The following is a 22,684-nucleotide window of genomic DNA, read 5'->3' on the forward strand; positions in this document are numbered from 1 at the left end:
GTCTTTCGGTCCGGTGAGGGATGAGGGGTGAGGGTTCAGCGTTCGGAATCGAGTCGGTGGAGCGTGGCGAGGACGTCGTCGAGCCAGGCGAGGGTCATCCGCTCGTACGCGATGCCACCGCGCAGCACGACGTGCTGGAGCTCCGCCCCCGCGTCGGGCCGGTCGTCCGCCGTGTCCGGGGCGCCGGGGCCGGTGAAGTCCCTCTCCTCGCCCGCGAGGTAGTGGGCGAGGCGCTCGGCGTGGGCCTGCCGGTGCCGCTCGACCTCGCCGATGAGCGCGGTGGGGTCGTCGAAGGCCGCGCCCCGGATCTTCACGGCGAGGTCGTGCCGGACGCTCTCGGGCTCGACGGGCTCGTGCAGCCAGGTGGACAGGGCGGCGCGTCCGGGACCCGCGACGGAGTACTCCTTCTTGTCCGGGCGGCCCTGTTGCGGCACGTCCCTGACGTCGATCCAGCCGTCGCTCTCCATCCGCTTGAGGACGCGGTAGATCTGCTGATGGCTGGCGGTCCAGAAGTACCCGATGGACCGCTCGAAGCGCCGGGCCAGTTCGTAACCGGAACCCGGCTTCTCAAGGAGGGAGACAAGAATCGCGTGCTCGATCGCCACGGTCGAATCCTTCTATGCAACTCGTTGCATAGGCAAGCCCGGCCGCCCCGGTGAGACGTGACTCACCACCCCTCGCCGGGGCGGCCGGAGCACGGTCAGGACTGCTGCCCGCTGATGTTGACGAGCCAGGTGACGCCGAACCGGTCCGTACACATGCCGAAGACATCGCCCCACATCTGCATCTCCAGCGGGACCGAGACCGTGCCGTCGCCGGAGAGCTTGGCCCAGTAGCCGCGCAGCTCCGCGTCGTCCTCCCCGCTCACGCTCACCGAGATGGTGTTCCCGGGCCGGAACTCCATCCCCGGGGCCACGTCGCCGGCCATGAGGGTGAAGCCGCTGTCGGTCTCCAGTTGGCTGTGCATGATCTTGTCGACGGCGTCCCCGGCCTCCTTCTCGCCGAACTCGCCGTAGGTGTTCAGCGCCAGGGTGCCGCCGAAGACCTCCTTGTAGAACTCCATGGCCTGCCGGGCGTCTCCGTCGAACGTGAGGTACGGGTTGAGTCGGGACGGCATGAGATTCCTTTCGTGACGTTCTGTCGGCTCTGCGTAGATTGACATCTACGCCCGGAAACGCGGATGCCGTGGGGGCGTTGCCGACGGTAGGTTGACCCTGCTGGGTGAGGGGTGGCGAAGCAGGGGGGCGACGCCGATGCTGTTCGGGTACTCGGACGACTGGTGGGCGCTGCTCATGCTCCCGGCGCTGCTGTGGGTGCCGTTCGGGCCGTTCGCCATGGTCCTGCTGGGCGTGCGGTGCGCCTCGGCGCCCGGTCGGTGGCCCCGGCTGTGGTCGGTCCTCGTCCCGCTGACACCGGTGCTGACCTCGGCGATCCTCATGACCTTCCCGCTGGAGAAGTGGGAGCGGCCGCGGCGGGTGGACGGCGGCCTCGACCCGCCGCCGGCCCTGGACGACCTCCTCGGCTACCTGCTGGTGTACGTCGGCGGGATCACGGTGCTGCCCTGGCTCCTCGCCTACGGCATCACGCGACTGGTGCGCCTCGCACGAGCCCGCCGGCGCGGCCCGGCGGAGCAGCCCGGGGCGGGCGCGGCATGACGCCGCACGGCCGGACGCCCACCTGTGCGAAGGTGCCCCGGTGACCGACACGAACGAGACCACCGACCACCGACTCCTCCTGGGCTGCATGGGCCTGGGCGGAAGCTGGGACACGAGCCCCCACACCACCGCCGACATCGACGCCGCGGAGGCCGCCGTCGAGGCCGCCCTCGACAGCGGCATCACCGCCTTCGACCACGCGGACATCTACCGGCACGGAAAGTCCGAGGCCGTCTTCGGCGAGGTCCTGGCCCGCTCGGCCGGGCTGCGCGAGCGGATCACCCTGCAGACCAAGTGCGGTATCCGGCTGGCCGAGGGGGACCGGCCCGGCATGTACGACCTGCGCGGCGCCTCCGTCGTCCGCAGGGTCGAGGAGAGTCTGGAGCGGCTGCGCACCGACGTCCTCGACGTCCTCCTCCTGCACCGGCCCGACCCGCTGGCCGACCCCGCCGACATCGGCGAGGCCCTGACCTCTCTTCACCGGCAGGGGCTCGTCCGGCGGTTCGGCGTCTCGAACATGAACGCAGCGCAGATCGCCAGGCTCCAGGCCCACCTGGATCTGCCGCTGGTCGCCAACCAGCTGGAGATGAGTCTTCACCGGCGCGCCTGGCTGGAGGACGGAGTCCTCGTCAACACCCCCGAGTCCGCCGCCAACGGCTTCCCCGCGGGCACCGTCGAGCACTGCCTGTCCCACGGCCTCACCCTGCAGGCCTGGGGCGCGCTGGCGCAGGGGCGCTACGCCGGGGCCCAGCAGACCCCGCAGGAGACGGCCACGGCCGCGCTCGTCGGCCGGCTCGCCGCCGCCAAGGGCACCACGCCGGAGACGATCGTCCTCTGGTGGCTCCGCCGCCACCCGGCCCGTATCGCCCCCGTCATCGGCACGACGAACCCGCGGCGCATCCGCGCCTGCCGCGACGCCGCGACCGCCGAACCGGCCCTGAGCCACGACGAGTGGTACGCCCTGTGGATCTCGGCCCGCGGCGCCGCGCTGCCCTAGGTCACGTCCGGACTCCCCGGCCGGTGGCCTGTCTCCGTCGAAGCCGTCTCCGTCGAACCTGTCTTTGTCGAATCGGCCAATCCGGCGACCGGTGAACGCGCCGGCTCTCCGTTGTTCCCCGTGGGCCATGGCCTCAGGCTCACTCGCAACCCGCGGATCGAGCGGGTGCACAGGGATCCGAAGGAGACGCCATGGGCTCGTTGGCAGGGGAGTTGACGCGGCGCAAGCCGCTCGACCTGATGATCGCGGAGGCCGGCTCCGCGACGGAGTCCGGCCGCTCCGGGCCGCCGCTGCGGCGCACCATGGGGCTGTGGCAGCTCACGCTGCTCGGGATCAGCTCGGTCGTGGGCACGGGCATCTTCTTCGTCCTCGGCACCACCGTGCCCAAGGCCGGTCCCGGCGTGGTCCTGTCGTTCGCGCTCGCCGCGGTGGTGGCAGGGCTCGGCGCGCTCTGCTACGTCGAACTGGCCGGTGCCGTCCCCGTCGCCGGCAGCACGTACGCGTACGCCTACGCCTCCCTCGGCGAGGGCGCCGCGTACCTCGTCGCCTCCTGCCTGATCCTGGAGTACGGCGTCGCCGTCTCCACCGTGGCGGTCAGCTGGGGCCAGTACCTCAACGAGGTCACGAGCACCCTCTTCGGCTTCACGCTCCCGGATGCCGTCAGCCAGCCGCCCGGTGCGGGTGGTTACGTCAACGTCCCGGCGCTCGTCGTGGTCCTGCTGTGCTCCCTGCTCCTCGCCCGGGGGACGCGGGAGTCCGCCGCCGTGAACGCGGTCATGGTCTGCGTCAAGATCGGTGTACTGGTCTTCTTCGTCGCGGTCGCGCTGACCGCGTTCGACAGCGACCACTTCTCCGACTTCGCACCGCACGGCATGGGCGGCGTGGCCGTCGCCGCCTCGGGCGTCTTCTTCTCCTTCATCGGGTTCGACGCCGTCTCCACCGCGGGCGAGGAGGTACGCAACCCCCGTCGCACCATCCCGCTGGCGCTTCTCCTCACCCTGCTCACCGTCACCATCCTCTACATGGCCGTCGCCGGTGTCGGCGCCCAGCCGGCGGGCGAGTTCGGGAAGCAGGCGGACGCCGGCCAGGCCGTGCTCGCCGAGATCCTGCGCGACGTGACCGGAGCGGGCTGGCCCGCGCTGCTGCTCTCCGCCGGAGCCGTCGTCTCCATCTTCAGCGTCGTGCTCGTGACGCTCTTCGGCCAGACCCGCATCCTGTTCTCGATGGCGCGCGACGGGCTCGTGCCGGAGGTGTTCCGCCGCGTCGACCGCAAGCGCTACACCCCGGTCGGCAACACCTGGATCGTCGGCGCGGGCGTCGGGGCGCTCGCCGCGTTCGTGCCGCTCCAGCACCTGGCGGACCTGACGAGCCTGGGGACGCTGATCGCGTTCATCGCCGTCGCCGGTGCCCTCGTCGTCCTCCGCCGGATCGCCCCGGACGCCAGGCGCCCCTTCCGGGTGCCGTTCTACCCCGTCGTCCCCCTCCTGTCCGCGGCGTCGTGCCTGTACCTGGCGTGGCTGCTGCCCGGGCTCACCTGGACGCTGTTCGGAGGCTGGCTCCTGCTTGCGGCCGCCCTCTACCTCGGCTTCGGCCGCCGGCACTCACGGCTGCGTGCCGGAGCGGACGCGCCCGTACCGGACGCGCCCCAGGACGCGGACACGGCCGGGGCTACGTCCGGGGACGAGGCCCGGCCGTCGGCCGGACCGAGCGAGCCCGCTCCGCCGCACGTCTGAGTTCGATCCAGGCGATCAGCCGCACATCGGGGTCGTCGAGATCGACGCCGAACAGCTCTCGTATCCGCCGCAGCCGGTGGCGCAAGGTGTTGGGATGCACCCGCAGCCGCGCCGCGGCGGATGCGACGTCCCCCACCGCGTCGAGCCAGGCCGTGGCCGTCCTCGCGTACTCCGTGCCCTGGGTCTCGTCGTGGGCCACGAGGTCGTCCACGGCCGAGAGCCGCAGCCAGGGATCGCGTTCCAGTTCGTCGCCCAGCCGGTCGAGCAGGATCCGGTGCCGTACGTCCTCGGCCGTGGCGGCCGGACCGTCCGGCCCGCTCCGCGCGACCGCCCGCAGGACGCCGTCCGCCTCGCGGCGCAGCACGGCCGGATTGCCGAGGTCGGGGTACGGCCGTGTCACCGCCGCGCACACACCGTCCCCGACCGCCCGCCGGACGGTGGCGAGGGCGGCATCGGCGAAGCGCCTGCCGGCCTCCGGCCCCATGGCCGGCAGCAGGACGTAGACGGCGCCGGACGTGGCGGCGACGGTCGCCTCCGCGCGATGAGCGGCGCAGTGCCGCACGAGCACCAGCTCGACGTGCGTCAACAGCGCGGACTCGGCGGCACCCCGGGGACCGTCCGCCGGGACCCCGTCCGGCCGGGCGGGCGGCGCGAAGGCGGCCAGACAGATCTCCCCGCCGGGCCGCAGCCCCAGCAGCTCCGCGGCCTCCTCGGCGGACGGGCCGGAGTTGTTCAGGACGGCCCGCAGGGTGTCCCGCCGCATGCGCCGCTCCGCCTCCGGGAGGTTGAGCGCGCGCAGCAGGTGCGGTGCGGCGACCTTGGCCGCCTCCACCAGAGCCTTCTCGGCCGTCGCGGCCAGGCCCTCCTCGGGCTCGATCGCCCACAGGGTGCCCAGCGGCAGGGTGCCCGCCCGGATCGCCACGGCGGCCCGGGGCAGTTCCTCGCCCATGGCGGGGAACCGGACCGCTCCCGAGGCCGCGAGGACCTGCCGGTACTGCCGCCGCTGCTCCGGCACGTCCGGTACGCGACGCTGCAGGATGCCCCGTTCGCGTACGGCGTCGATACGTGCCCCGGCGACCTTGGAGTACGCGACGATGTTCTGGTCCAGGTCCTCGATGGCCACCGAACCGCCGACGACGGCCGCGAGGTCGTCGGCCAGGGCGAAGAGCTCCTCGCCGCCGGCCGGGGCCGAACCGGTCGGGACTCCGCTGCCGTAGGCCGCGAGCAGGGCGCTCAGGGCGGCGTCCGCGTCCCGCCACGACGTGTCGTCGGCCACCGCGAGCACGGCGATGCCGCAGGACCGCGCCTCCTCGACGAGCGCCGACACGTCCCGGCCGCGCTGCTTCACCACGACCGCGGCGAAGCCCCGGTCCGCCGAGCGGCGCAGCACGCCGGAGGCGCGGACGTCCAGCACGTTGACCCCGACCAGCAGGAGCAGGGCGCCCGGCGAGGGAGCCGGATCCTCCTCCGGGTCGTGGATCACGGTGCCCCGCACCGGGACGTCGAGCCCGGCGGGCGCCACCAGGGTCCGCGCGGGGGAGTGACCGAACCCGTCCACCAACCCTCGCAAGGTGGCCGAATCCCCGGCCGCCTCAAAGGCGGCCGCCTTTGTCGGCTCGGACAACGCGGACCTCGATTCATGGGCTGATCGGCCATCTCCGGCCGCCTCTGCGGCTGCCAGGATAGCCGTGCACCGTACCGCCGAAGCCGATGGGAAGCCTCGCTGATGAACGCGCCCCACCCCTCGCCCGCACCCGCGGCCGACCTCGTCTCGCTCTTTCCGCAGGGCTCTCACCTGGATGAAGACGGGCAACTCGTGATCGGCGGGTGCCGCGCGAGCGAGCTGGCGGACCGGTTCGGAACCCCTGCCGTCGTGGTCGACGAGAACGCCCTGCGCGCCCGTGCGCGCCAGTACGTACGAGCCCTCGCCGAGCATTGGCCGAACAGCCAAGCCGTCTTCGCCTCGAAGTCCTTCCCGTGCACGGCCGTCGTCCGCACCCTCGTCGAGGAGGGCCTCGGGGTGGACGTGGCGGGAGCGGGCGAACTGGTCGTCGCGCTCGCCGCCGGCGTCGACCCCGCGCTCCTCGTCGTCCACGGCAACGCCAAGACCGAGGAGGAACTGGCGATGGCGGTGGAAGCCGGCGCGGGCACGATCGTCGTGGACAACTTCCACGACATCGACCGCCTGGAACGCCTCGTCGGTGACGGCGGGCAGCGCGTCCTCCTGCGGGTCATCCCCGAGGTCGACGCGGACACGCACGCGGCGATGGCGACGGGCCACCGCGGTTCGAAGTTCGGCCTCTCCGTCCCCGACGCGGTGCGCGCCGCCGAACGGCTTCGCGCCAGTGACCGGCTCCGGCTGGACGGACTCCACGTCCACGTGGGCTCGCAGCTGCTCGGCACCGAACCCTTCCAGCGCGCCGTCGAAGCCCTGGCCCGGCTCGGTGAACTCGGTGAGCACGCGGTGTACGACCTCGGTGGGGGCCTGGGCGTCCGCTACACCTACGGCGACCGCCCGCCGACCGTCGAGGAGTACGTCCGCGCCCTGACCGACAGCGCCCGCAAGCACCTCCCGGCCGGCGCCCGTCTCCTCGTCGAACCCGGGCGCTCCCTCGTCGCCGAGGCCGCGACGACCCTGTACCGCGTGGTCACGGTCAAGCCGGGCGAGCGGACACTGGTCGCCGTCGACGGAGGCATGGCGGACAACCTCGAACCCATGCTCTACGGCCAGCGTTTCGAGGCCGCCATCGCCTCCCGGGTGGGCGGCGGCGAACCGTGCGACCTCGTGGGCCGGCACTGCGAATCGGGCGACACGCTCATTCGCGGCATCGACCTGCCGGCTCCCCGTCCCGGTGACGTCGTCGCCGTCCCGGTGACGGGGGCCTACTGCTACTCGCTCTCCAACAACTACAACGGTGCCCGCCGTCCACCGGTCGTCTTCTGCCGCGACGGCCGGGCACGCGAGGTCGTCCGCCGGGAGACCTTCGAGGACCTCCTGCGCCGGGACGTGTCCGAGGCCTGAACCGCCGTACGGCGGAGGGGAGGCGGCGAGCGGGCGGGGCTCAGGCGGTGCCGGCGGCGCGACGGATCGCGTCGAGGGTGCGCCGCACGTCGTCGTCCGAGGTCGACCAGTTGCTCACCGAGATGCGCATGACGCGCCTGCCGTGCCAGGTGGAGCCGCTGATCCACGCCGTACCGTCGTCGAGCAGCCGGGCCAGCACCCGGTCCGTCCGCGCGTCGTTCCCGAACTCGGCGCAGACCTGCGTGAACACGACGTCGTTGAGAACCGTCGCGCCGTCGATCCCGGCGATGCCGGCGGCGAACGCGGAGGCGTGCCGGCACAGCCGGTCGACGAGCTCGCCCACGCCCGACCGGCCGAGGGACCTGAGCGCGGCCCACACGGTGAAAGCCCTGCCGCGCCGGGACAGCTCGGGAACCTTGTCGATGGGATCGCCGTGCTCGTGCTGGATGAGGTAGTCGCCCTGCTCGCCCATCGCCGCCCGCAGGGCCGACGGATCGCGGACGATCGCCAGCCCGCAGTCGTACGGAACGTTCAGCGTCTTGTGCGCGTCCGTCGCCCAGGAGTCCGCGTCCTGGCAGCCCGCCGTCAGATGGGCGTGGCGCGGTGAGGCGGCCGCCCACAGCCCGAACGCGCCGTCGACATGGACCCAGGCGCCCGCCTCGCGCGCGAGCGCGACGCACTCCGTGAAGGGATCGAAGGCGCCGGAGTGGATGTCTCCGGCCTGAAGGACCACGATCGCGGGCGAGGGTCCCCGCCCGGCGCCGGCCAGTGCGCGTCGCAACGCATCGGGCTCGACACGTCCTTGAGGATCAGCCGCCACCAACTCGGGTCTGCCGAGCCCGAGATAGCGCAGGGCCAGATCGACGGCCATGTGCCGGGAGCGGCCGGCCAGGACCCGGACGGCAGGGCCGCCCGCGAGGCCGTCGCGGGCGACGTTCCGGCCCGCGTCCCGCAGCACCGCGTCCCGCCCGGCGGCGAGGCAGGTGAAGTTCGCCATCGTGGCGCCCGTGGTGAAGCCGACGGCACTCGTGCCCGGCAGGCCCAGCAGATCGAGCAGCCAGGCGCCGGCGATCTCCTCCACCGCCGCGTACGCCGGTGACACCGTGCGCATCACGCAGTTCTGGTCCCAGGCGCTGACCAGCCAGTCCACGGACAGCGCGGCCGGTTCCGTGCCGCCGACCACGAAGCCGTAGAAGCGGCCGCTCGGGAACGCGGTGAGCCCCGGCTCGCAGGCCGTGGCGAGGAGGTCGACGACATTGGCGGGCGGGCTCGGTCCCTCGGGCAGTTCCGGGCCGAGCGCGCGCACGATCGCCTCGACCGGGGCGCGGGCGGGGACCGGACGGTCGGGCAGGCTCGCGAGCCACCGGACCGCATGGTCGTACGCCTGTCGGAGCGCCGCCTCGCGCGGGTCCATACCTCGGACTATGCGACGGTCGCCGACGCGGGGCAAGCGGGGAAGAGAGTGTCAGGTGCATGACCATGGTGGTCCTGGGGCATGACGTCGTGTGGCCCCGGGGCGTCGACCGTCCGGTGCAGCTCTTCCCGCACTCTCGGCGCCGCCAGGTGCCGAGCCCCCATGAGTGAAGGAGAAGCAATGCCGCTCTGCGCTTGGCTGAAGGCGAGCACGATGACCGCGGCGGTCGTCCTCGCCACGACGACCGCGGCGTACGCCGCGCCCACCACCCTGTCCGCCCCCGAGCCGTCGGCCCCGAGCACGGCGGCCGTGGTGACCCTTCGCTACGACGACAGCCGGGCAGGCGGGTGGGAGGCCGCGATCGCGGCCGGAGTCGCCTCGTGGAACGCGAGCGTCGGCAACGTCCGGCTCGTCGAGGCCGCCCCGGGCACGCGGGCCGAGATCGTCATCGTGGCCACCACCGGCTGGCCCCAGGCCACCCTCGGCCCGGTCCGCCCCGGCCGGCAGGTCCGTGTCGAACTCGGCAGCCAGGCGGTGACCCAGGGCTACGACAAGACCCGGATCGCCGCGCACGAACTCGGCCACAGCCTGGGCCTCCCCGACACCAAGCCGGGCCCGTGCTCGCAGCTGATGTCGGGTTCCAGCGCCGGAACGGCGTGCGTGAACGCGGTCCCGAACGCGACCGAGCGCGCCCGGGTCGAATCCGCCTACGCCACCGGCGCCGCCGCACGCGTACCCACCGACGGCCGCGTCCTCGTCGACGCCCCCTGATCCACCACGCGGGCAGGCCGACCGACCGGCGGCCGACCCGTCCCCGGTCCACGGCGTCGTGGTCCGGGGACGGGCGAGCGGTGGACGCCTCAGGCGCGGACGGCCGCGGTCAGGGCGGTGAGGACCCGGCGCGTCTTGGTGTCGGGATGCTCGGAGAGCTCCACTCCCGCCGCCCGCACCGCGTCCTCCAGCTTCCGCTGCTTGCGCTCGGCCCGTTCCGTGAGCTGCTCGGCGTCGTCATCGTCCTTGGGCTTGACCCGTAGCGAGGCTTCCAGGAAGTCCAGATCGGTGACCGACCATGCCTCCAGGTTCACCTCCAGATCGCCGAGGGCGACGTCCTCGACCTTCGTCGCCACGATCGGCCCGAGCGCGACAAGCCCGCCGAGCCGGACCTCGGGCGCGCAGACATCGAGGAACTGGTTCTGCACCGCGTCGACGGCCGTGGCGGGATCCGCGCCCGGCGACGTCACCACGTCCGTCAGCACGCCCGGCGGATGGTCATGCACCAGAGACGCCGCCAGGACACGCCGGCTGCCTGTCCAGTCCTGCTCGATCTTGTACGTGAAGGGCCGGGCCTCGAAGGGCGCGGCGAAGCGGCCGATCAGCTGCTCCCGTGTGCACGGACGCAGCTTGACGGTCAGGTCGTCGGGACCTGCCCCGGCCCTGATCCGTACGATCACCCCCGCGTCGAGCAGCGGCACCCGGCCCTCGGCGGCGCCGATCCGGTCCTCGGCGAACCAGATGTGACGGACGGACATGCGGCCGGCGGACGCTCCGAGAGCGGCCATGGCCGCCCCCGCACCACCGTCGACATTGACCTTGATCTCGATGGGCAACAGGTCCATAGCAGCGCTCCTGCGTGCTTCGTGCTGTTGCTGGACGGTCGAGGCGGCTGCGAGCCGGAGCTGGTGTCACCACAGCCGACTCACCGACTCACGCGCGCGTCCATTCCAGGATATCCGCACCATCTCGGGCCCGCGAGCAGGGCGTTCGAGCGATCAACGATCGGCTTCGGGGCCCGTCACGACGGGGGGCGCGGGCTCAGGCGGGCGGCGCGGGTTCCGGCGTGGTGGGGAGGGAGGTCGTCGCTCCGCGCACCTTGTGAGTGCCTCGCGAGCGACGAGAGGGGCGTCGGGTCGACGCCGTAGGGGGTCCGGTCGGGGGGGAGGGCGAAAGGACCGGAAGAGGGAGGGAATTCCGACGGCGGGGAAGAGCGGGAGGAAAAGACGCGCGTCTTCCCGAGGCCGCTACTGCTGCGAAGCCTCGTCCCGGGCGGCCTGCTGGGCGATCTGCTCCAGCACGTTCTTCGGATCGGCGGAAGGAGCCACGGCCTTGCCGATGTTCCGCTTGATGGTATTGCTGACCTGGAGCCACGACGGTTCATTGACCGGATAGAGCTGGGCGCTGCGCAGCGCGGCCAGGAACTGCCCGTCGCTGGGGTCCGCCGCAGCGTCCTGGGACGCCTGGCTGGCGGAGACCGTCGAAGGCAGCAGGTGGTAGCGTCCGGCGAACTCGCTGAGGTTCTTGTCCTCGTAGACGAAATCCAGGAACGAACCCACGAGTTCGCGATTTCCGTCGTGCCTGAAGGCCATCATCCAGTCGGCGATGCCCGCCGCCGGCGGGGCCTCCCCCTCGCGCATCGCGTCGGAGACCGGCATGCGCAGCGTTCCGACCTTCAGGCCCTTCGCCTTCGCGTCATGCAGGAGCGAGGGGTAGCCGTTGACCATGCCGACGTCGCCGCGCAGGAAGGCGGCGAAGGCGTCCTGCCGGTTGAGCTCGCCGGGCGGGACCGGGCCGGTCAGGTCCGGCACGACCAGGTTGTCCTTGATCCAGCGGAACGTCTGCGTGTTCTTCTCGGAGGCGATGCTGTAGCCGCCGCTGCTGTCGGTGAAGCCGCCGCCGTTGCTCAACTCCCAGATCAGAGCCTCGGCATGGGCCTCCTCGGGGCCGAGCGGCAGGGCGTACGGGTAGAGCACGCCCTCCTTCTTCAGCGCCTTGGCCGCGTCCTTGAGCTCCGACCAGGTCTGCGGCGGCTTCGCGTCGGCCTCCTCGAACAACTCCTGGTTGTAGAAGAGCAGTCGGCTGCTCGCGACGAACGGCAGGCCGTAGAGGGTGCCGTCGACCGAGCCGGCGTCCGCGAGCGGGGGCAGGAAGTTCGCCTCCGCCTTGATCGACATCACCTCGTGCGCGGCGTACAGCCGGCCCTGCGCGGCGAAGTCGGAGTACGCGCCCATCAGGGCCACGTCGGGAGCGTTGCCCTCCTGGACCATGCGGGCGACCTCACGGTCGACGTCGGCCCACGGGTAGAGCGTCACCTCGATCTTCTTGCCGGGGTGGGCGGCGGTGAAGTCGGCGGTCAGTTCGTCCCAGTACGCCTTGGAGCTGGTCGCCGGAGTGGCGCCGTACTCGGGAACCACGAGGCGCAACGTCGTCCCGCCGCTCCCGGACGTGCCACAGGCGGTGGCCAGAGAGCCCAATAGTCCGAATGCGGCCACGGAGGCCGTCATACCGAAAAGTCTTCGTCGCACGGATCTTTCCTCTTGATCTTTTTGGACAGTGCGTCCGAAATTCTCTCCCGGTCGGCGAAGAGTGCGCGCCCCTTGTTCAACGGTTGTGTTCGTATCTCCAACGGTGCGGATTGCGCATGGTGTTTTCCGATATGCCGGGACGTGTTCCGACGCGCGTAGACCTCGGTCCGATCGACATCCGTGTGGCCAACGCCACGCCAACGCCATGCCGACCCCGCCCCCGGCCTCGCGGCCGCGGCGCGTCCTGACGGGTTCCGTAGGCGGTGTTGCCATGCATTTGACGGAGCCCGGGGGAGGGTACGGCCAGAATGAGTGGTGTCCGCACGCGGAGCCGATGCCACCGGGGCGCGGTGGAGCGAGCGCGATGAGGGAGGCGGAGTGGAGACGGGGGCCGTGGTCGTCCTCGCCGGGGTCATGCTCTTCGGCGGCCTGCTCGCCGCCCTCGCGGGCACCTACGGCCTGCGCCGGTCGCGCCGCGTGAGCGCCACGGGCGTCCGTGTTCCCGCCCTGGTCAAGCGACGCCCGGGACAGCCGGGCGACGAGCCCACCACGCTGCTGCAGTTCGTCACGGAGGACGACCGGGTGATGGAGGTCGCCTGCCCCTTCCACCCCGGTCGACGTCACCCCCTCCACGACGGCGACACCCTGCTGATCAGCTACGACCCCGCCGAACCGCGCGACGTCGTCGTCCAGGGCCATGAAGCCCTCGGCCGCGAACGGGCCTTCCTCGTCGGCGGCATGGCGGTCGCGCTGCTCTCGCTCGTGCTCCTCGTCGTCGCGATCGCGGCCCTCTGACCCACCTCCTCCCGGAACACGTCATTCACCGGACGCGCGATCCCCTGGCTGATCAAATGGACCGGCAGACGACAGCGGAGGGGGATGGTCGGGGTGGTTGAGGAGAAGGCCCGTGTGGCCGGGCTGGTCGCCGCGCAGGAGAAGGCGATCGCGCTGTTCGACGAGGTGGAGGCGCGCGGACTCGTCGCGCCCGGCCGGGGCGAGCGGGAGGTGAGCGACGCGATCCGTGACCTGGCGAACGGCATGTTCGGCACCACGAAGCACTGGCACAAGCGGATCATCCGCTCCGGTCCGAACACCCTCCTGCCGTACCGGGACAACCCGCCGGACCGGATCATCGGCGAGGACGACGTGGCCTTCGCCGACTTCGGCCCGATCTTCGAGGAGTACGAGGCGGACTTCGGGCGCACGTACGTCTTCGGCGACGACCCGGACAAGCACCGCCTCCTGAAGGATCTGCCGCGGATCTTCGACGCGGGACGCGCGGCCTTCGAGGCCGACGGCGCCATGACCGGCGCGCAGCTCCACCAGGTGGTCGAGGAGCTGGCCGCCGAAGCGGGCTGGTCCATCGGCATCTGGCACGCGGGCCACCTGGTCGGCGAGTTCCCGCACGAGACGAACGACGGAGCCAAGGCGGAGTCGTACATCACCCCGGAGAACACCACCCCGCTGCGGCGCACCGACCGGGCCGGACGCCGCTGCCACTGGATCCTCGAACTCCACTTCGTCGACCGCGAGAGGGGCTTCGGGGGCTTCCACGAGCAGCTCCTGGACCTCGGCTGACCGGGTGAAGGACCCGCACCGGACGTCGCACGCCCAGGGCCCGTCCGGCGGATCGGGGCGGCCGGACCCTGTCGGCGCGGCGGCGTGATCCCCCGCCAATCGGTCGGACGGGCGCCACGTTCGGGTGAGGTGCGGGCTCCGTCGAGCCTCCGCCCGGCCGGTGGTGACCGAGGATCGCAGGCGGTCGGTGGGCCCCGCCTCCGGGGCCGTACCGGCCACCGCACCCCGGAAGGGCCGCCATGCGCATCCTGCTCGTCGCCAGCAGCTTCAACAGCCTCACCCAGCGCGTCCTGGTCGAGCTGCGCGACCGCGGGCACGCCGTCGCCGTGGAGGTCACCCCCGACGGCGCAGCCGTGCGCGAGGCCGTGGCACGCCACACGCCCGACCTGGTCGTCGCCCCCATGCTGAAGGCCGTCGTGCCCCGGGACGTGTGGACGGCGCACCGCTGCCTCATCGTGCACCCGGGGCCCGTGGGAGACCGGGGTCCTTCCTCGCTCGACCACGCGATCCACGACGGGGCCGACACGTGGGGCGTCACCGTCCTCCAGGCCGACGAGGAGATGGACGCGGGCGACGTCTGGGCCTCCGCCGGTTTCCGCGTCCCGGAGGCCGGCAAGAGCGACCTCTACCGCAACGAGCTGTCCGACGCCGCGGTCGCCGCCGTGCTCCTCGCCGTCGAGCGGGTCGCCACCGGGGCCACCCCGCGTCCGCAGACCGGCGAGATCCGCGCCCGTCCCGCGCTCCGCCAGGAGGAGCGCCGCATCTCCTGGGGCGAGGACACCACCGAGACCGTCCTGCGCACCCTGCGGGCCGCCGACTCGCAGCCCGGCGTACCCGACCGGCTGCTCGGCGCCGAGTGGTTCCTGCACGGCGGCCACCCCGAGGACGGTCTGCGCGGACGGCCCGGCGACCTGCTCGCCACCCGGGCGGGCGCGGTCTGCCGGGCCACGGTGGACGGCGCCGTCTGGATTCCCGAGCTGCGCGCCCGCACCGGCCCCGGCCGGCCCCGGGCCTGCAAGCTCCCCGCCACCCTGGCCCTCGCGGGCCGCATGCCGGAGCTCCCCGAACTCCCCGCACCCCTCGGGCCCGGACGGCCGACCCGGCCGGGCGGGCGCACCTGGACCGACATCCGGTACGCCGAGCAGGGACCCGTCGGCGTCCTGTCGTTCACGTTCCCCGGCGGGGCGATGAGTACCGACCAGTGCCGCCGCCTCCTGGACGCGTACGAGACCGCCCGCGGGCGGCCCACGTCCGTCCTGGTGCTCGGCGGACAGCGCGACTTCTTCTCCAACGGCATCCATCTGCACGTGATCGAGGCCGCCGCCGACCCGGCCGCCGAGTCATGGGCCAACATCAACGCCATGAACGACCTGGTGGAGGCGGTCCTCACGACCACCGACCGGCTCGTCGTCAGCGCGATCGGCGGCAACGCCGCCGCGGGCGGGGTGATGCTCGCCCTGGCCGCCGACGAGGTCTGGTGCCGCTCGGGTTCCGTGCTCAATCCGCACTACCGCCGCATGGGCCTGTACGGGTCGGAGTACTGGACCCGCACCCTGCCCGGGAAGGTGGGCGAGGCGCTGGCCGCGCGGCTCACCGAAGAAGCCCGGCCGGTCTCCGCCGGGGCCTCGCTCGACATGGGTCTCGTCGACCGGATCGTCGACTGCGGCCCCGGGGAGTTCACCGCCGAAGTCACCCGATCGGCCCTCCGCCTGGCATCCCGTACCGGACTCCAGGCCCGCATCGCGGCGAAGAAGGCCGAGCACGAGCGGCGGGAGTCCGTCGCTCCCCTTGCCGCCTACCGCGAGCGCGAGCTTTCCCACATGCGGCGGATCTTCGACGATCCCGCCGCGAGCTACCACGCCCTGCGCCGGTCCTTCGTCCGGAAGGAGGCTCCCCGAGCGCCGTCCCCGGACGGAGCAGGTGCGGACGCGGCCGGATCGGCCGACTGTTAGGCAAGACCCAGGCCCGAAAAGAGGCCTTCGCCCCATCCCTCCTCAGGAGGCGACTCATGAGCGCAGTAACGCCGGCCCCGGTCGAGGAATCCGGCGCCGCACCCGGCAGCGAAGAGAAGCCGATCCACATCCTCTGGATCAACGCGGGTCTGAGCTGCGACGGCGACTCGGTGGCCCTGACCGCCGCCATGCAGCCCAGCATCGAGGAGATCGCCCTCGCAGGGCTGCCGGGGCTGCCCAGGATCGCGGTCCACTGGCCACTGATCGACTTCGAGTGCGGCCCGGTGGGCGGCGCCGACACGTTCATCGAGTGGTTCTTCAAGGGGGAGCGGGGCGAGATCGACCCGTTCGTCCTGGTCGTCGAGGGGTCCATCCCGAACGAGGCCATCAAACAGGAGGGCTACTGGAGCGGCTTCGGCGACGACCCGGAGACCGGCCAGCCCATCACCACGAGCGAGTGGGTCGACCGGCTGGCGCCCAAGGCGCTCGCGGTCGTCGCGATCGGCACCTGCGCCACGTACGGCGGCATCCACGCCATGGCGGGGAACCCGACCGGTGCGATGGGCCTCCCGGACTACCTGGGCTGGGACTGGAAGTCCCAGGCCGGCATCCCCATCGTGTGCGTGCCCGGCTGCCCCATCCAGCCGGACAACTTCGCCGAGACGCTGACCTACCTGCTCTACCAGGCGGCCGGCTCCGCGCCGATGATCCCGCTGGACGACAAGCTCCGCCCGACCTGGCTGTTCGGGGCGACCGTGCACGAGGGCTGCGACCGTGCCGGCTACTACGAGCAGGGCCAGTTCGCCTCGACGTACGACTCGCCCCAGTGCCTGGTCAAGCTGGGCTGCTGGGGGCCGGTCGTCAAGTGCAACGTCCCCAAGCGCGGCTGGATCAACGGAGTCGGCGGCTGTCCGAACGTCGGCGGCATCTGCATCGCCTGCACCATGCCCGGATTCCCGGACAAGTTCATGCCGTTCATGGACGAACCTCCCGGCGCCAGGGTCTCGGTCTCCGCCAGCGGCGTGTACGGCTCGTTGATCCGCCGGCTCCGGGGCATGACGGCCAGGACCGTCGACAAGGAGCCGAAGTGGCGGCACACCGGCGACCGGGTCACCACCGGCTACCGGCCGCCCTGGTGACCGTCACGGCACGGCACCCCACACCCCGCTGAACCCTCAACCAACCCCACTGTTCGCGAAGTCGAAGAGCTCACGAAGGGCACCACACACACCATGGCACCTCCGACGAAGACGACGGGTGACGGCTCCGGACTGGTGGAGATGGCGTGGGATCCCATCACCCGGATCGTGGGCAGTCTCGGCATCCACACGAAGATCGATTTCAAGCAGAAGCGCGTCGCGGAGTGCTACAGCACGTCCTCCGTCTTCCGCGGCTACAGCGTCTTCATGCGGGGCAAGGACCCCCGCGACGCGCACTTCATCACCAGCCGCATCTGCGGCATCTGCGGTGACAACCACGCCACCTGTTCCGTGTACGCCCAGAACATGGCGTACGGCGTGAAGCCCCCGCACCTGGGTGAGTGGGTCATCAACCTCGGCGAGTCCGCGGAGTACATGTTCGACCACAACATCTTCCAGGAGAACCTGGTCGGGGTCGACTACTGCGAGAAGATGGTCCGCGAGACCAACCCCGGGGTCCTGGAGCTCGCCGAGCGCACCGAGGCACCGCACGCCGCCGAGCACGGCTACCGCACCATCGCCGACATCATGCGCTCCCTCAACCCTCTAGAGGGCGAGTTCTACCGCGAGGCGCTGCAGGTCAGCCGCTACACCCGGGAGATGTTCTGCCTGATGGAGGGACGCCACGTCCACCCCTCCACGCTCTACCCCGGCGGTGTCGGCACGGTCGCGTCCGTGCAGCTGTTCACCGACTACATGAGCCGCCTCATGCGCTATGTCGAGTTCATGAAGCGGGTCGTCCCGCTCCACGACGACCTCTTCGACTTCTTCTACGAGGCGCTGCCCGGCTACGAGGAGGTCGGCCGGCGCCGCGTGCTGCTCGGCTGCTGGGGCGCGCTCAACGACCCCGAGCACTGCGACTTCACCTACGCCAACATGACCGACTGGGGACGGAAGATGTTCGTCACCCCGGGCGTCGTCGTCGACGGCAAGCTGGTGACCAACGACCTCACCGAGATCAACCTCGGCATCCGCATCCTGCTCGGCAGCTCGTACTACGAGGACTGGCAGGGGCAGGAGCAGTTCGTCACCCACGACCCGCTGGGCAACCCGGTCGACCCGCGCCACCCGTGGAACCAGCACACCATCCCGGCCCCGCAGAAGCGGAACTTCGACGACAAGTACAGCTGGGTGATGTCCCCGCGCTGGTTCGACGGCAAGGACCACCTGGCCCTGGACACCGGCGGCGGCCCCATCGCCCGCCTGTGGTCCACCGCGCTCTCCGGCCTCGTCGACATCGGCTACATCAAGGCCACCGGGCACAGCGTCGTCATCAACCTCCCCCGCACGATGACGAAGCCGGAGACCACCTTCGAGTGGAAGATCCCGAAGTGGAGCAACGCCCTGGAGCGCAACCGCGCCCGGACCTACTTCCAGGCGTACGCGGCGGCCGTCGCCCTGCACTGCGCCGAGAAGGGCCTGGAGGAGGTCCGCGCCGGACGCACCCAGACATGGGAGAAGTTCGAGGTGCCGGACGAGTCCATCGGTGTCGGCTTCACCGAGGCCGTACGGGGTGTCCTCTCGCACCACATGGTGATCAGGGACGGCAAGATCGCCAACTACCACCCCTATCCCCCAACGCCCTGGAACGCCTCCACGCGTGACACGTTCGGGACCCCCGGACCGTACGAGGACGCCGTGCAGAACACGCCGATCTTCGAGGAGAACCCGCCCGAGAACTTCAAGGGCATCGACATCATGCGCGCCGTGCGCAGCTTCGACCCCTGCCTGCCCTGCGGCGTCCACATGTACACGGGCAACGGCCGGACCGTGAAGCAGATGCACGTGCCCACCGGCCTGAGCGGTCTGGCCGGATGAGCGCGACCACCGCCGAACAGGCGGGCCGACGGGTCGAGGAGGTCCTGGACCGGCTGGCGGAGAGCGGCGACACCGAGGCCTGCGCGGCGGCCGAGGAGGTCGTCCGCGTCCTCATGGAGTTCTACGGCAGCGGCATCGCCCGCGTCGTCGACCTCCTCGGCCGCCCCGCCGCCCGACCGCCCGCCGACCCGCTGGCCCCGCTGCTCGCGGACGAACTCGTCGCGAGCCTGCTCAACCTGCACGGACTCCACCCCGAGGACGTGCCGACCCGGATCGCCCGTGCCCTGTCCGCGCTGCCGCAGCCGGTGGAGAACGCCGGGTTCGACCCGGCGACGGGCGTGCTGCGGCTGCGCGTCACCGCCTCGTCCGGCTGCGGCTGCGCCGGCACCCAGGACTCCGTCCGGCAGGCGGCCGTGGACGCCCTCGCCTGCTTCGCCCCCGAGGTGACCGGCGTGGAGCTGGAGAGCGGCGCCCGGCGCGAACCGGCGCTGCTGCAGATCGGCACCCGTCCGTCGCTCGCGGGCGCGGACGGCCGCGCGTCGGCCGCCCGGTGAACGGGCCGACGACCGAAGGCGCGCGGCCCCCGCGCGCCGGGGGCCTGCGCCGGTTCACCACCCCCCGCCCGCCCCGTGAAGAACGCTGTGAACTGTGCGGCGCCCCACTGGCGGCCGAGGAGCGCCACCCGCATCTCGTCGACACGGACAAGCGGGCCCTGGTCTGCGCCTGCCGCCCGTGCGCGCAGCTCATGGACCGCTCCGCCGCCTCCCCGGGGCGGTTCCGGGCGGTACCCGGCCGCTTCCTGAGCGACCCCGGGCACGGCATCGACGACCGGGCGTGGGAGTCGCTGCGCATCCCGGTCTCGGTGGCGTTCTTCTTCCGCAACTCCGCCCTCGACCGGCCGGTGGCGCTCTACCCGAGCCCCGCCGGCGCCACCGAGAGCGAACTCGACGACGAGGCCTGGCGTTCCGTCCTCGACGCCACCCGGCTCGCCGCCCACCTCGAACCCGACGTGGAGGCCCTGCTCCTGCGCCGCCACGACGGCCGCACCGAGTGCTACCTCGTGCCGATCGACCTCGCCTACGAACTCGTGGGCCGCATGCGACTGCACTGGCAGGGCTTCGACGGAGGCGCCGAGGCGCGGGCCGAACTCGACGCCCTCTTCAGCCACGTCCGAGGTCTGGCCCGCGAACCGCAGGGGAGCCGGCCGTGACCGAGTTCGCCTTCAGCTGCACCGACGTACGCGCCGACCCCTACGCGGCCGGACCCACGCTCGTGTTCCGGCTGCGGATCACCGCCACCGGCACCACCCGGGTCCATGCCATGGCCCTGCGCTGCCAGATCCGTATCGAACCCGCCCGGCGCGGCTACGACGACCATGAGGCCGCGGCCCTGGCCGACCTCTTCGGCGAACGCTCCCGGTGGGGCAGCAGCCTCAACCCGGTCCAGTTCGCCCACGCCTCCGTCATGGTGCCCGGCTTCACCGGCGAGATCGAGACCGACCTCGTCGTGCCGTGCACCTACGACACCGACATCGCCGCCTCGCGCTACTTCCGGGCGCTCTCCGACGGCGACGTCCCCCTGCTCCTGCTCTTCTCCGGCACCGCCTTCACCGGTGCGGGCGGCTTCCACGTCGAACCCGTCCCCTGGGACAAGGAGGTCTCCCACCGCATGCCGGTCAAGGTGTGGCGGGAGATGATCGACCAGCACTTCCCCGGCTGCGGCTGGATCCGGCTCCCGGGCGACGCGATGGACGCCCTGCTCGCCTACCGCTCACGCCGCGCCCTCCCGTCCTGGGAGGCCACCGTCGAGTCCCTGCTCGAAGCGGCGGGGGAGAGGACACGATGACCACCGTCGCCTTCGACCCAGGGACCGAGGCACGGTTCGCCGTCGCCCGGCACGTCGCCGACGCCGTCCTCTTCGAGGGGTACGTCCTCTATCCGTACCGCGCGTCCGCCGCGAAGAACCGGCTCCGCTGGCAGTTCGGGGTCCTGGTCCCGCCGTCCTGGAGCGCCGCCGCCGAGGAGCACGACTTCCAGCTCACCGAGTGCCTCATGGAGCCGAGGACCGGCGCCGAACTGGCCGTGGAGGTCCGCTTCCTGCGCGCCCAGCGGCGCACCGTCGAGGAACGCCGCGCGGACGGGACCTACGCGCCGACCGGCGAACTCCGCCTCGCCGAGCGCGTCCTGGTGGCCTGGGACGAGGGCGTCGAGGAACGCGTCACCCTCGTCGTCCCCGTCGGCGAGCTGCGCGGAGACGGCACCACCCTGCCCTTCACCCGCCCCGCCGCCGAGGATGTGGAGGAGGTCACCGACACCGACGGGACGGTCGTCGGCCGACTCGTCCGCCGCCGCGAGGAGATCAGCGGCACGCTGCGGATCTCGGCGGACGAACTCGACGGCCCGTACCGCGTCGAGCGCCTCTCGGTCACCGTGGAGAACACCAGCGCCTGGACCGCCGGGCCGGACACCGACCGCCACGCGGCCCTGCCGTACTCCCTCGTCGCCACGCACACGCTGCTCCGGCTCGAAGGCGGCTCCTTCCTGTCGATGACCGACCCGCCGGAGTGGGCGAAGGGCGCCGTCGTCGGCTGCCGCAACCTGCACACCTGGCCCGTCCTGGCCGGCGAACCCGGGAAGAGCGACCTGATGCTCTCCTCACCGATCATCCTCGAGGACCACCCGGCCATCGCGCCCGAGAGCCCCGGCGCCCTGTACGACGCGACCGAGATCGACGAGATCCTCGCCCTGCGCACGGCTGCCCTCACCGACGAGGAGAAACGCGAGGCCAGGGGGACCGACGCCCGCGCGGCAGCGGTGATCGATCTTGCGGACACCATGCCGCCCGAGGTCCTCGAACGCCTCCACGGAGCGGTACGCAGCCTCCAGAGCGTCACCGGCCCCCCGAAGTCGGCCGCCGGAAACATCCTCGAACCGGAGACGCCCTGGTGGGACCCGGGCGGTGACACCGGTGTCGACCCGGGCAGCGACCACGTCCTCGTCGACGGACGCGCGGTCCGCGCGGGCAGCCGGGTCGTCCTGCGCCCACGACTGCGCCGCACGGACGCCCAGGACCTGTTCCTCGACGGGCGCGGCGCGCTGGTCGAGGCGGTCCTCCACGACGTCGACGGCGGCGTCCACATCGCCGTGACCGTGGAGGACGACCCGGGCGCCGACATCCGGCGCGAGCAGGGCCGGTTCCTCTACTTCCAGCCGGACGAGGTCGAAGCCCTGGAGGAGCCGTGACCGGACCGGCGCCCGACGCCCCCGTACCCGGAGCCCCGGCGCCCGGCACGGCCCGCACCCTGGTGGCCGGGGTGGGCAACATCTTCCTCGGCGACGACGGCTTCGGCGTGGAGACCGTACGACGGCTCGGCCGGGAGGAACTCCCCGCCTCCGTCCAGCTGGCCGACGTCGGGGTCAGAGGCGTCCACCTCGCCTACGAACTCCTCGACGGCTGGGACACCCTCGTCCTCGTCGACGTCACCGCCCGCGGCGGCGAACCGGGGACGCTCTACCTGATCGACGCCTCGGCGGCCGGCGACCGCGGCTCCGGCACGGAGCACGCGCCGCTCGACGGCCACCGGATGACGCCCGACGCCGTCCTCGCCCTGCTCGACACCCTCTGCGCGGGAACCGGCGCCGCACCACCGCGGCGGATCCTCGTCGTCGGCTGCGAACCGGCCTGCCTCGACGAGGGCATCGGGCTCAGCCCCCAGGTCGCCGCCGCCGTGCCCGAGGCCGTGCGCATGGTGACCGAACTGGTCCGCCAGGAAGCCGTCGTATGAAGACCGAAACGGAGAGCACCATGCACAGGAACGTCCTCGGCACCGCAGCCGCCGCCACCGCCGCCCTGGCGGTCGTGGCCGTCGTCGTCGGAGTCCTCCCCGACCTCCGGCGCTATCTGCGCATCAGCAGGATGTGACGCCGCTCGGTCGCACGCCCCCGTCGGCTCCGGCGGACGAGCGGCTGCACCGAACGGACGACACCGCCGAGCGGTCCCGGCGCGCCGGTCGGGACC

Annotated in this window: 22 protein-coding genes; 16 read left to right on the forward strand and 6 right to left on the reverse strand. The window is 72.1% G+C overall.

Going from position 1 to position 22,684, the window contains the following annotated elements; translation table 11 throughout:
* Positions 1–35: 35 nt before the first annotated feature.
* Together ACF09C_RS28645 and ACF09C_RS28650 are read right to left on the reverse strand one after the other, a co-directional pair.
* Positions 36–605, reverse strand: a complete 570-nt coding sequence (locus tag ACF09C_RS28645) for a PadR family transcriptional regulator (RefSeq protein ID WP_392095612.1) — start codon at positions 603–605, stop codon at positions 36–38.
* 95 nt (positions 606–700) lie between these two features.
* Positions 701–1,117 carry a VOC family protein gene (locus tag ACF09C_RS28650; RefSeq protein ID WP_392095614.1) on the reverse strand — a complete coding sequence of 139 codons (417 nt, stop codon included), beginning with the start codon at positions 1,115–1,117 and terminating at the stop codon, positions 701–703.
* Between the two features lie 136 nt (positions 1,118–1,253).
* Between ACF09C_RS28650 and ACF09C_RS28655 the strand changes: the two genes are divergently transcribed.
* The 3 genes from ACF09C_RS28655 to ACF09C_RS28665 all read left to right on the forward strand — a co-directional run bounded on the left by ACF09C_RS28655 (position 1,254) and on the right by ACF09C_RS28665 (position 4,385).
* Positions 1,254–1,655 (forward strand): hypothetical protein, encoded by a 402-nt coding sequence (locus ACF09C_RS28655; RefSeq protein ID WP_392095615.1) that lies wholly within the window; start codon positions 1,254–1,256, stop codon positions 1,653–1,655.
* Positions 1,656–1,695: 40 nt separating this feature from the next.
* Complete coding sequence (locus ACF09C_RS28660) at positions 1,696–2,652, forward strand: aldo/keto reductase family oxidoreductase (RefSeq protein ID WP_392095617.1); 957 nt, start codon at positions 1,696–1,698, stop codon at positions 2,650–2,652.
* 191 nt (positions 2,653–2,843) lie between these two features.
* On the forward strand, positions 2,844–4,385 hold the full coding sequence (locus ACF09C_RS28665; RefSeq protein ID WP_392095619.1) for an APC family permease: 1,542 nt from the start codon (positions 2,844–2,846) through the stop codon (positions 4,383–4,385).
* On the opposite strand, the gene ACF09C_RS28670 is transcribed toward ACF09C_RS28665, so the two are convergent.
* A complete protein-coding gene (locus ACF09C_RS28670) occupies positions 4,321–5,943 on the reverse strand; it encodes a PucR family transcriptional regulator (RefSeq protein WP_392096048.1) in 1,623 nt (540 codons plus the stop codon). The two genes, ACF09C_RS28665 and ACF09C_RS28670, sit on opposite strands and share 65 nt — an antisense overlap.
* A 168-nt stretch (positions 5,944–6,111) precedes the next feature.
* Between ACF09C_RS28670 and lysA the strand changes: the two genes are divergently transcribed.
* Positions 6,112–7,407, forward strand: coding sequence for a diaminopimelate decarboxylase (gene lysA / locus ACF09C_RS28675; protein ID WP_392095620.1), 1,296 nt, complete (start codon positions 6,112–6,114; stop codon positions 7,405–7,407).
* A gap of 40 nt (positions 7,408–7,447) precedes the next feature.
* Here lysA and ACF09C_RS28680 read toward each other — a convergent pair whose 3' ends face one another.
* The gene (locus ACF09C_RS28680; protein WP_392095622.1) at positions 7,448–8,821 is read right to left on the reverse strand and encodes a pyridoxal phosphate-dependent decarboxylase family protein; all 1,374 of its coding nucleotides are present in this window, start codon (positions 8,819–8,821) and stop codon (positions 7,448–7,450) included.
* A 180-nt stretch (positions 8,822–9,001) separates the two neighbouring features.
* Between ACF09C_RS28680 and ACF09C_RS28685 the strand changes: the two genes are divergently transcribed.
* The gene (locus ACF09C_RS28685) at positions 9,002–9,592 is read left to right on the forward strand and encodes a snapalysin family zinc-dependent metalloprotease (RefSeq protein ID WP_392095624.1); all 591 of its coding nucleotides are present in this window, start codon (positions 9,002–9,004) and stop codon (positions 9,590–9,592) included.
* 89 nt (positions 9,593–9,681) lie between these two features.
* On the opposite strand, the gene ACF09C_RS28690 is transcribed toward ACF09C_RS28685, so the two are convergent.
* Both ACF09C_RS28690 and ACF09C_RS28695 read right to left on the reverse strand, forming a co-directional pair.
* Positions 9,682–10,437 carry a hypothetical protein gene (locus tag ACF09C_RS28690; RefSeq protein ID WP_392095626.1) on the reverse strand — a complete coding sequence of 252 codons (756 nt, stop codon included), beginning with the start codon at positions 10,435–10,437 and terminating at the stop codon, positions 9,682–9,684.
* 402 nt (positions 10,438–10,839) lie between these two features.
* Positions 10,840–12,099, reverse strand: coding sequence for an extracellular solute-binding protein (locus ACF09C_RS28695; protein ID WP_392095627.1), 1,260 nt, complete (start codon positions 12,097–12,099; stop codon positions 10,840–10,842).
* Between the two features lie 399 nt (positions 12,100–12,498).
* Between ACF09C_RS28695 and ACF09C_RS28700 the strand changes: the two genes are divergently transcribed.
* The 11 genes from ACF09C_RS28700 to ACF09C_RS28750 all read left to right on the forward strand — a co-directional run bounded on the left by ACF09C_RS28700 (position 12,499) and on the right by ACF09C_RS28750 (position 22,588).
* Positions 12,499–12,915: a DUF3592 domain-containing protein gene (locus ACF09C_RS28700; RefSeq protein WP_392095629.1), complete on the forward strand. Its 417-nt coding sequence runs from the start codon at positions 12,499–12,501 to the stop codon at positions 12,913–12,915.
* A 93-nt stretch (positions 12,916–13,008) separates the two neighbouring features.
* A complete protein-coding gene (locus ACF09C_RS28705; protein ID WP_392095630.1) occupies positions 13,009–13,698 on the forward strand; it encodes a M24 family metallopeptidase in 690 nt (229 codons plus the stop codon).
* Between the two features lie 239 nt (positions 13,699–13,937).
* Positions 13,938–15,650: a hydrogenase maturation protein gene (locus tag ACF09C_RS28710; protein WP_392095632.1), complete on the forward strand. Its 1,713-nt coding sequence runs from the start codon at positions 13,938–13,940 to the stop codon at positions 15,648–15,650.
* A 56-nt stretch (positions 15,651–15,706) separates the two neighbouring features.
* Complete coding sequence (locus tag ACF09C_RS28715; RefSeq protein ID WP_392095633.1) at positions 15,707–16,789, forward strand: hydrogenase expression protein HypE; 1,083 nt, start codon at positions 15,707–15,709, stop codon at positions 16,787–16,789.
* A 93-nt stretch (positions 16,790–16,882) separates the two neighbouring features.
* Positions 16,883–18,667 (forward strand): nickel-dependent hydrogenase large subunit, encoded by a 1,785-nt coding sequence (locus ACF09C_RS28720; protein ID WP_392095635.1) that lies wholly within the window; start codon positions 16,883–16,885, stop codon positions 18,665–18,667.
* Positions 18,664–19,221 (forward strand): hypothetical protein, encoded by a 558-nt coding sequence (locus tag ACF09C_RS28725; protein ID WP_392095636.1) that lies wholly within the window; start codon positions 18,664–18,666, stop codon positions 19,219–19,221. Before ACF09C_RS28720 ends, ACF09C_RS28725 begins: the two co-directional genes overlap by 4 nt.
* Positions 19,218–19,877, forward strand: a complete 660-nt coding sequence (locus ACF09C_RS28730) for a DUF5947 family protein (RefSeq protein ID WP_392095637.1) — start codon at positions 19,218–19,220, stop codon at positions 19,875–19,877. Before ACF09C_RS28725 ends, ACF09C_RS28730 begins: the two co-directional genes overlap by 4 nt.
* Complete coding sequence (locus tag ACF09C_RS28735) at positions 19,874–20,512, forward strand: DUF6084 family protein (protein WP_392095638.1); 639 nt, start codon at positions 19,874–19,876, stop codon at positions 20,510–20,512. Before ACF09C_RS28730 ends, ACF09C_RS28735 begins: the two co-directional genes overlap by 4 nt.
* Complete coding sequence (locus tag ACF09C_RS28740; RefSeq protein WP_392095639.1) at positions 20,509–21,909, forward strand: hypothetical protein; 1,401 nt, start codon at positions 20,509–20,511, stop codon at positions 21,907–21,909. The genes ACF09C_RS28735 and ACF09C_RS28740 overlap by 4 nt, the downstream gene beginning before the upstream one ends.
* The gene (locus ACF09C_RS28745; RefSeq protein ID WP_392095640.1) at positions 21,906–22,451 is read left to right on the forward strand and encodes a hydrogenase maturation protease; all 546 of its coding nucleotides are present in this window, start codon (positions 21,906–21,908) and stop codon (positions 22,449–22,451) included. Before ACF09C_RS28740 ends, ACF09C_RS28745 begins: the two co-directional genes overlap by 4 nt.
* Positions 22,448–22,588 (forward strand): DUF6893 family small protein, encoded by a 141-nt coding sequence (locus ACF09C_RS28750; RefSeq protein ID WP_392095641.1) that lies wholly within the window; start codon positions 22,448–22,450, stop codon positions 22,586–22,588. The genes ACF09C_RS28745 and ACF09C_RS28750 overlap by 4 nt, the downstream gene beginning before the upstream one ends.
* Positions 22,589–22,684: the final 96 nt, after the last annotated feature.

It is taken from the genome of Streptomyces sp. NPDC014870 (genome assembly GCF_043081505.1).
Taxonomy (GTDB): Bacteria; Actinomycetota; Actinomycetes; order Streptomycetales; family Streptomycetaceae; genus Streptomyces.

Excerpts from the sequence above, each read along its gene's own strand:
- ACF09C_RS28650 (WP_392095614.1), bottom strand. The coding sequence starts at position 1,117 with ATGCCGTCCCGACTCAACCCGTACCTCACGTTCGACGGAGACGCCCGG.
- ACF09C_RS28655 (WP_392095615.1), top strand. The coding sequence starts at position 1,254 with ATGCTGTTCGGGTACTCGGACGACTGGTGGGCGCTGCTCATGCTCCCG.
- ACF09C_RS28665 (WP_392095619.1), top strand. The coding sequence starts at position 2,844 with ATGGGCTCGTTGGCAGGGGAGTTGACGCGGCGCAAGCCGCTCGACCTG.
- lysA (WP_392095620.1), top strand. The coding sequence starts at position 6,112 with ATGAACGCGCCCCACCCCTCGCCCGCACCCGCGGCCGACCTCGTCTCG.
- ACF09C_RS28680 (WP_392095622.1), bottom strand. The coding sequence starts at position 8,821 with ATGGACCCGCGCGAGGCGGCGCTCCGACAGGCGTACGACCATGCGGTC.
- ACF09C_RS28685 (WP_392095624.1), top strand. The coding sequence starts at position 9,002 with ATGCCGCTCTGCGCTTGGCTGAAGGCGAGCACGATGACCGCGGCGGTC.
- ACF09C_RS28690 (WP_392095626.1), bottom strand. The coding sequence starts at position 10,437 with ATGGACCTGTTGCCCATCGAGATCAAGGTCAATGTCGACGGTGGTGCG.
- ACF09C_RS28695 (WP_392095627.1), bottom strand. The coding sequence starts at position 12,099 with ATGACGGCCTCCGTGGCCGCATTCGGACTATTGGGCTCTCTGGCCACC.
- ACF09C_RS28710 (WP_392095632.1), top strand. The coding sequence starts at position 13,938 with ATGCGCATCCTGCTCGTCGCCAGCAGCTTCAACAGCCTCACCCAGCGC.
- ACF09C_RS28715 (WP_392095633.1), top strand. The coding sequence starts at position 15,707 with ATGAGCGCAGTAACGCCGGCCCCGGTCGAGGAATCCGGCGCCGCACCC.
- ACF09C_RS28720 (WP_392095635.1), top strand. The coding sequence starts at position 16,883 with ATGGCACCTCCGACGAAGACGACGGGTGACGGCTCCGGACTGGTGGAG.
- ACF09C_RS28725 (WP_392095636.1), top strand. The coding sequence starts at position 18,664 with ATGAGCGCGACCACCGCCGAACAGGCGGGCCGACGGGTCGAGGAGGTC.
- ACF09C_RS28740 (WP_392095639.1), top strand. The coding sequence starts at position 20,509 with ATGACCACCGTCGCCTTCGACCCAGGGACCGAGGCACGGTTCGCCGTC.
- ACF09C_RS28750 (WP_392095641.1), top strand. The coding sequence starts at position 22,448 with ATGAAGACCGAAACGGAGAGCACCATGCACAGGAACGTCCTCGGCACC.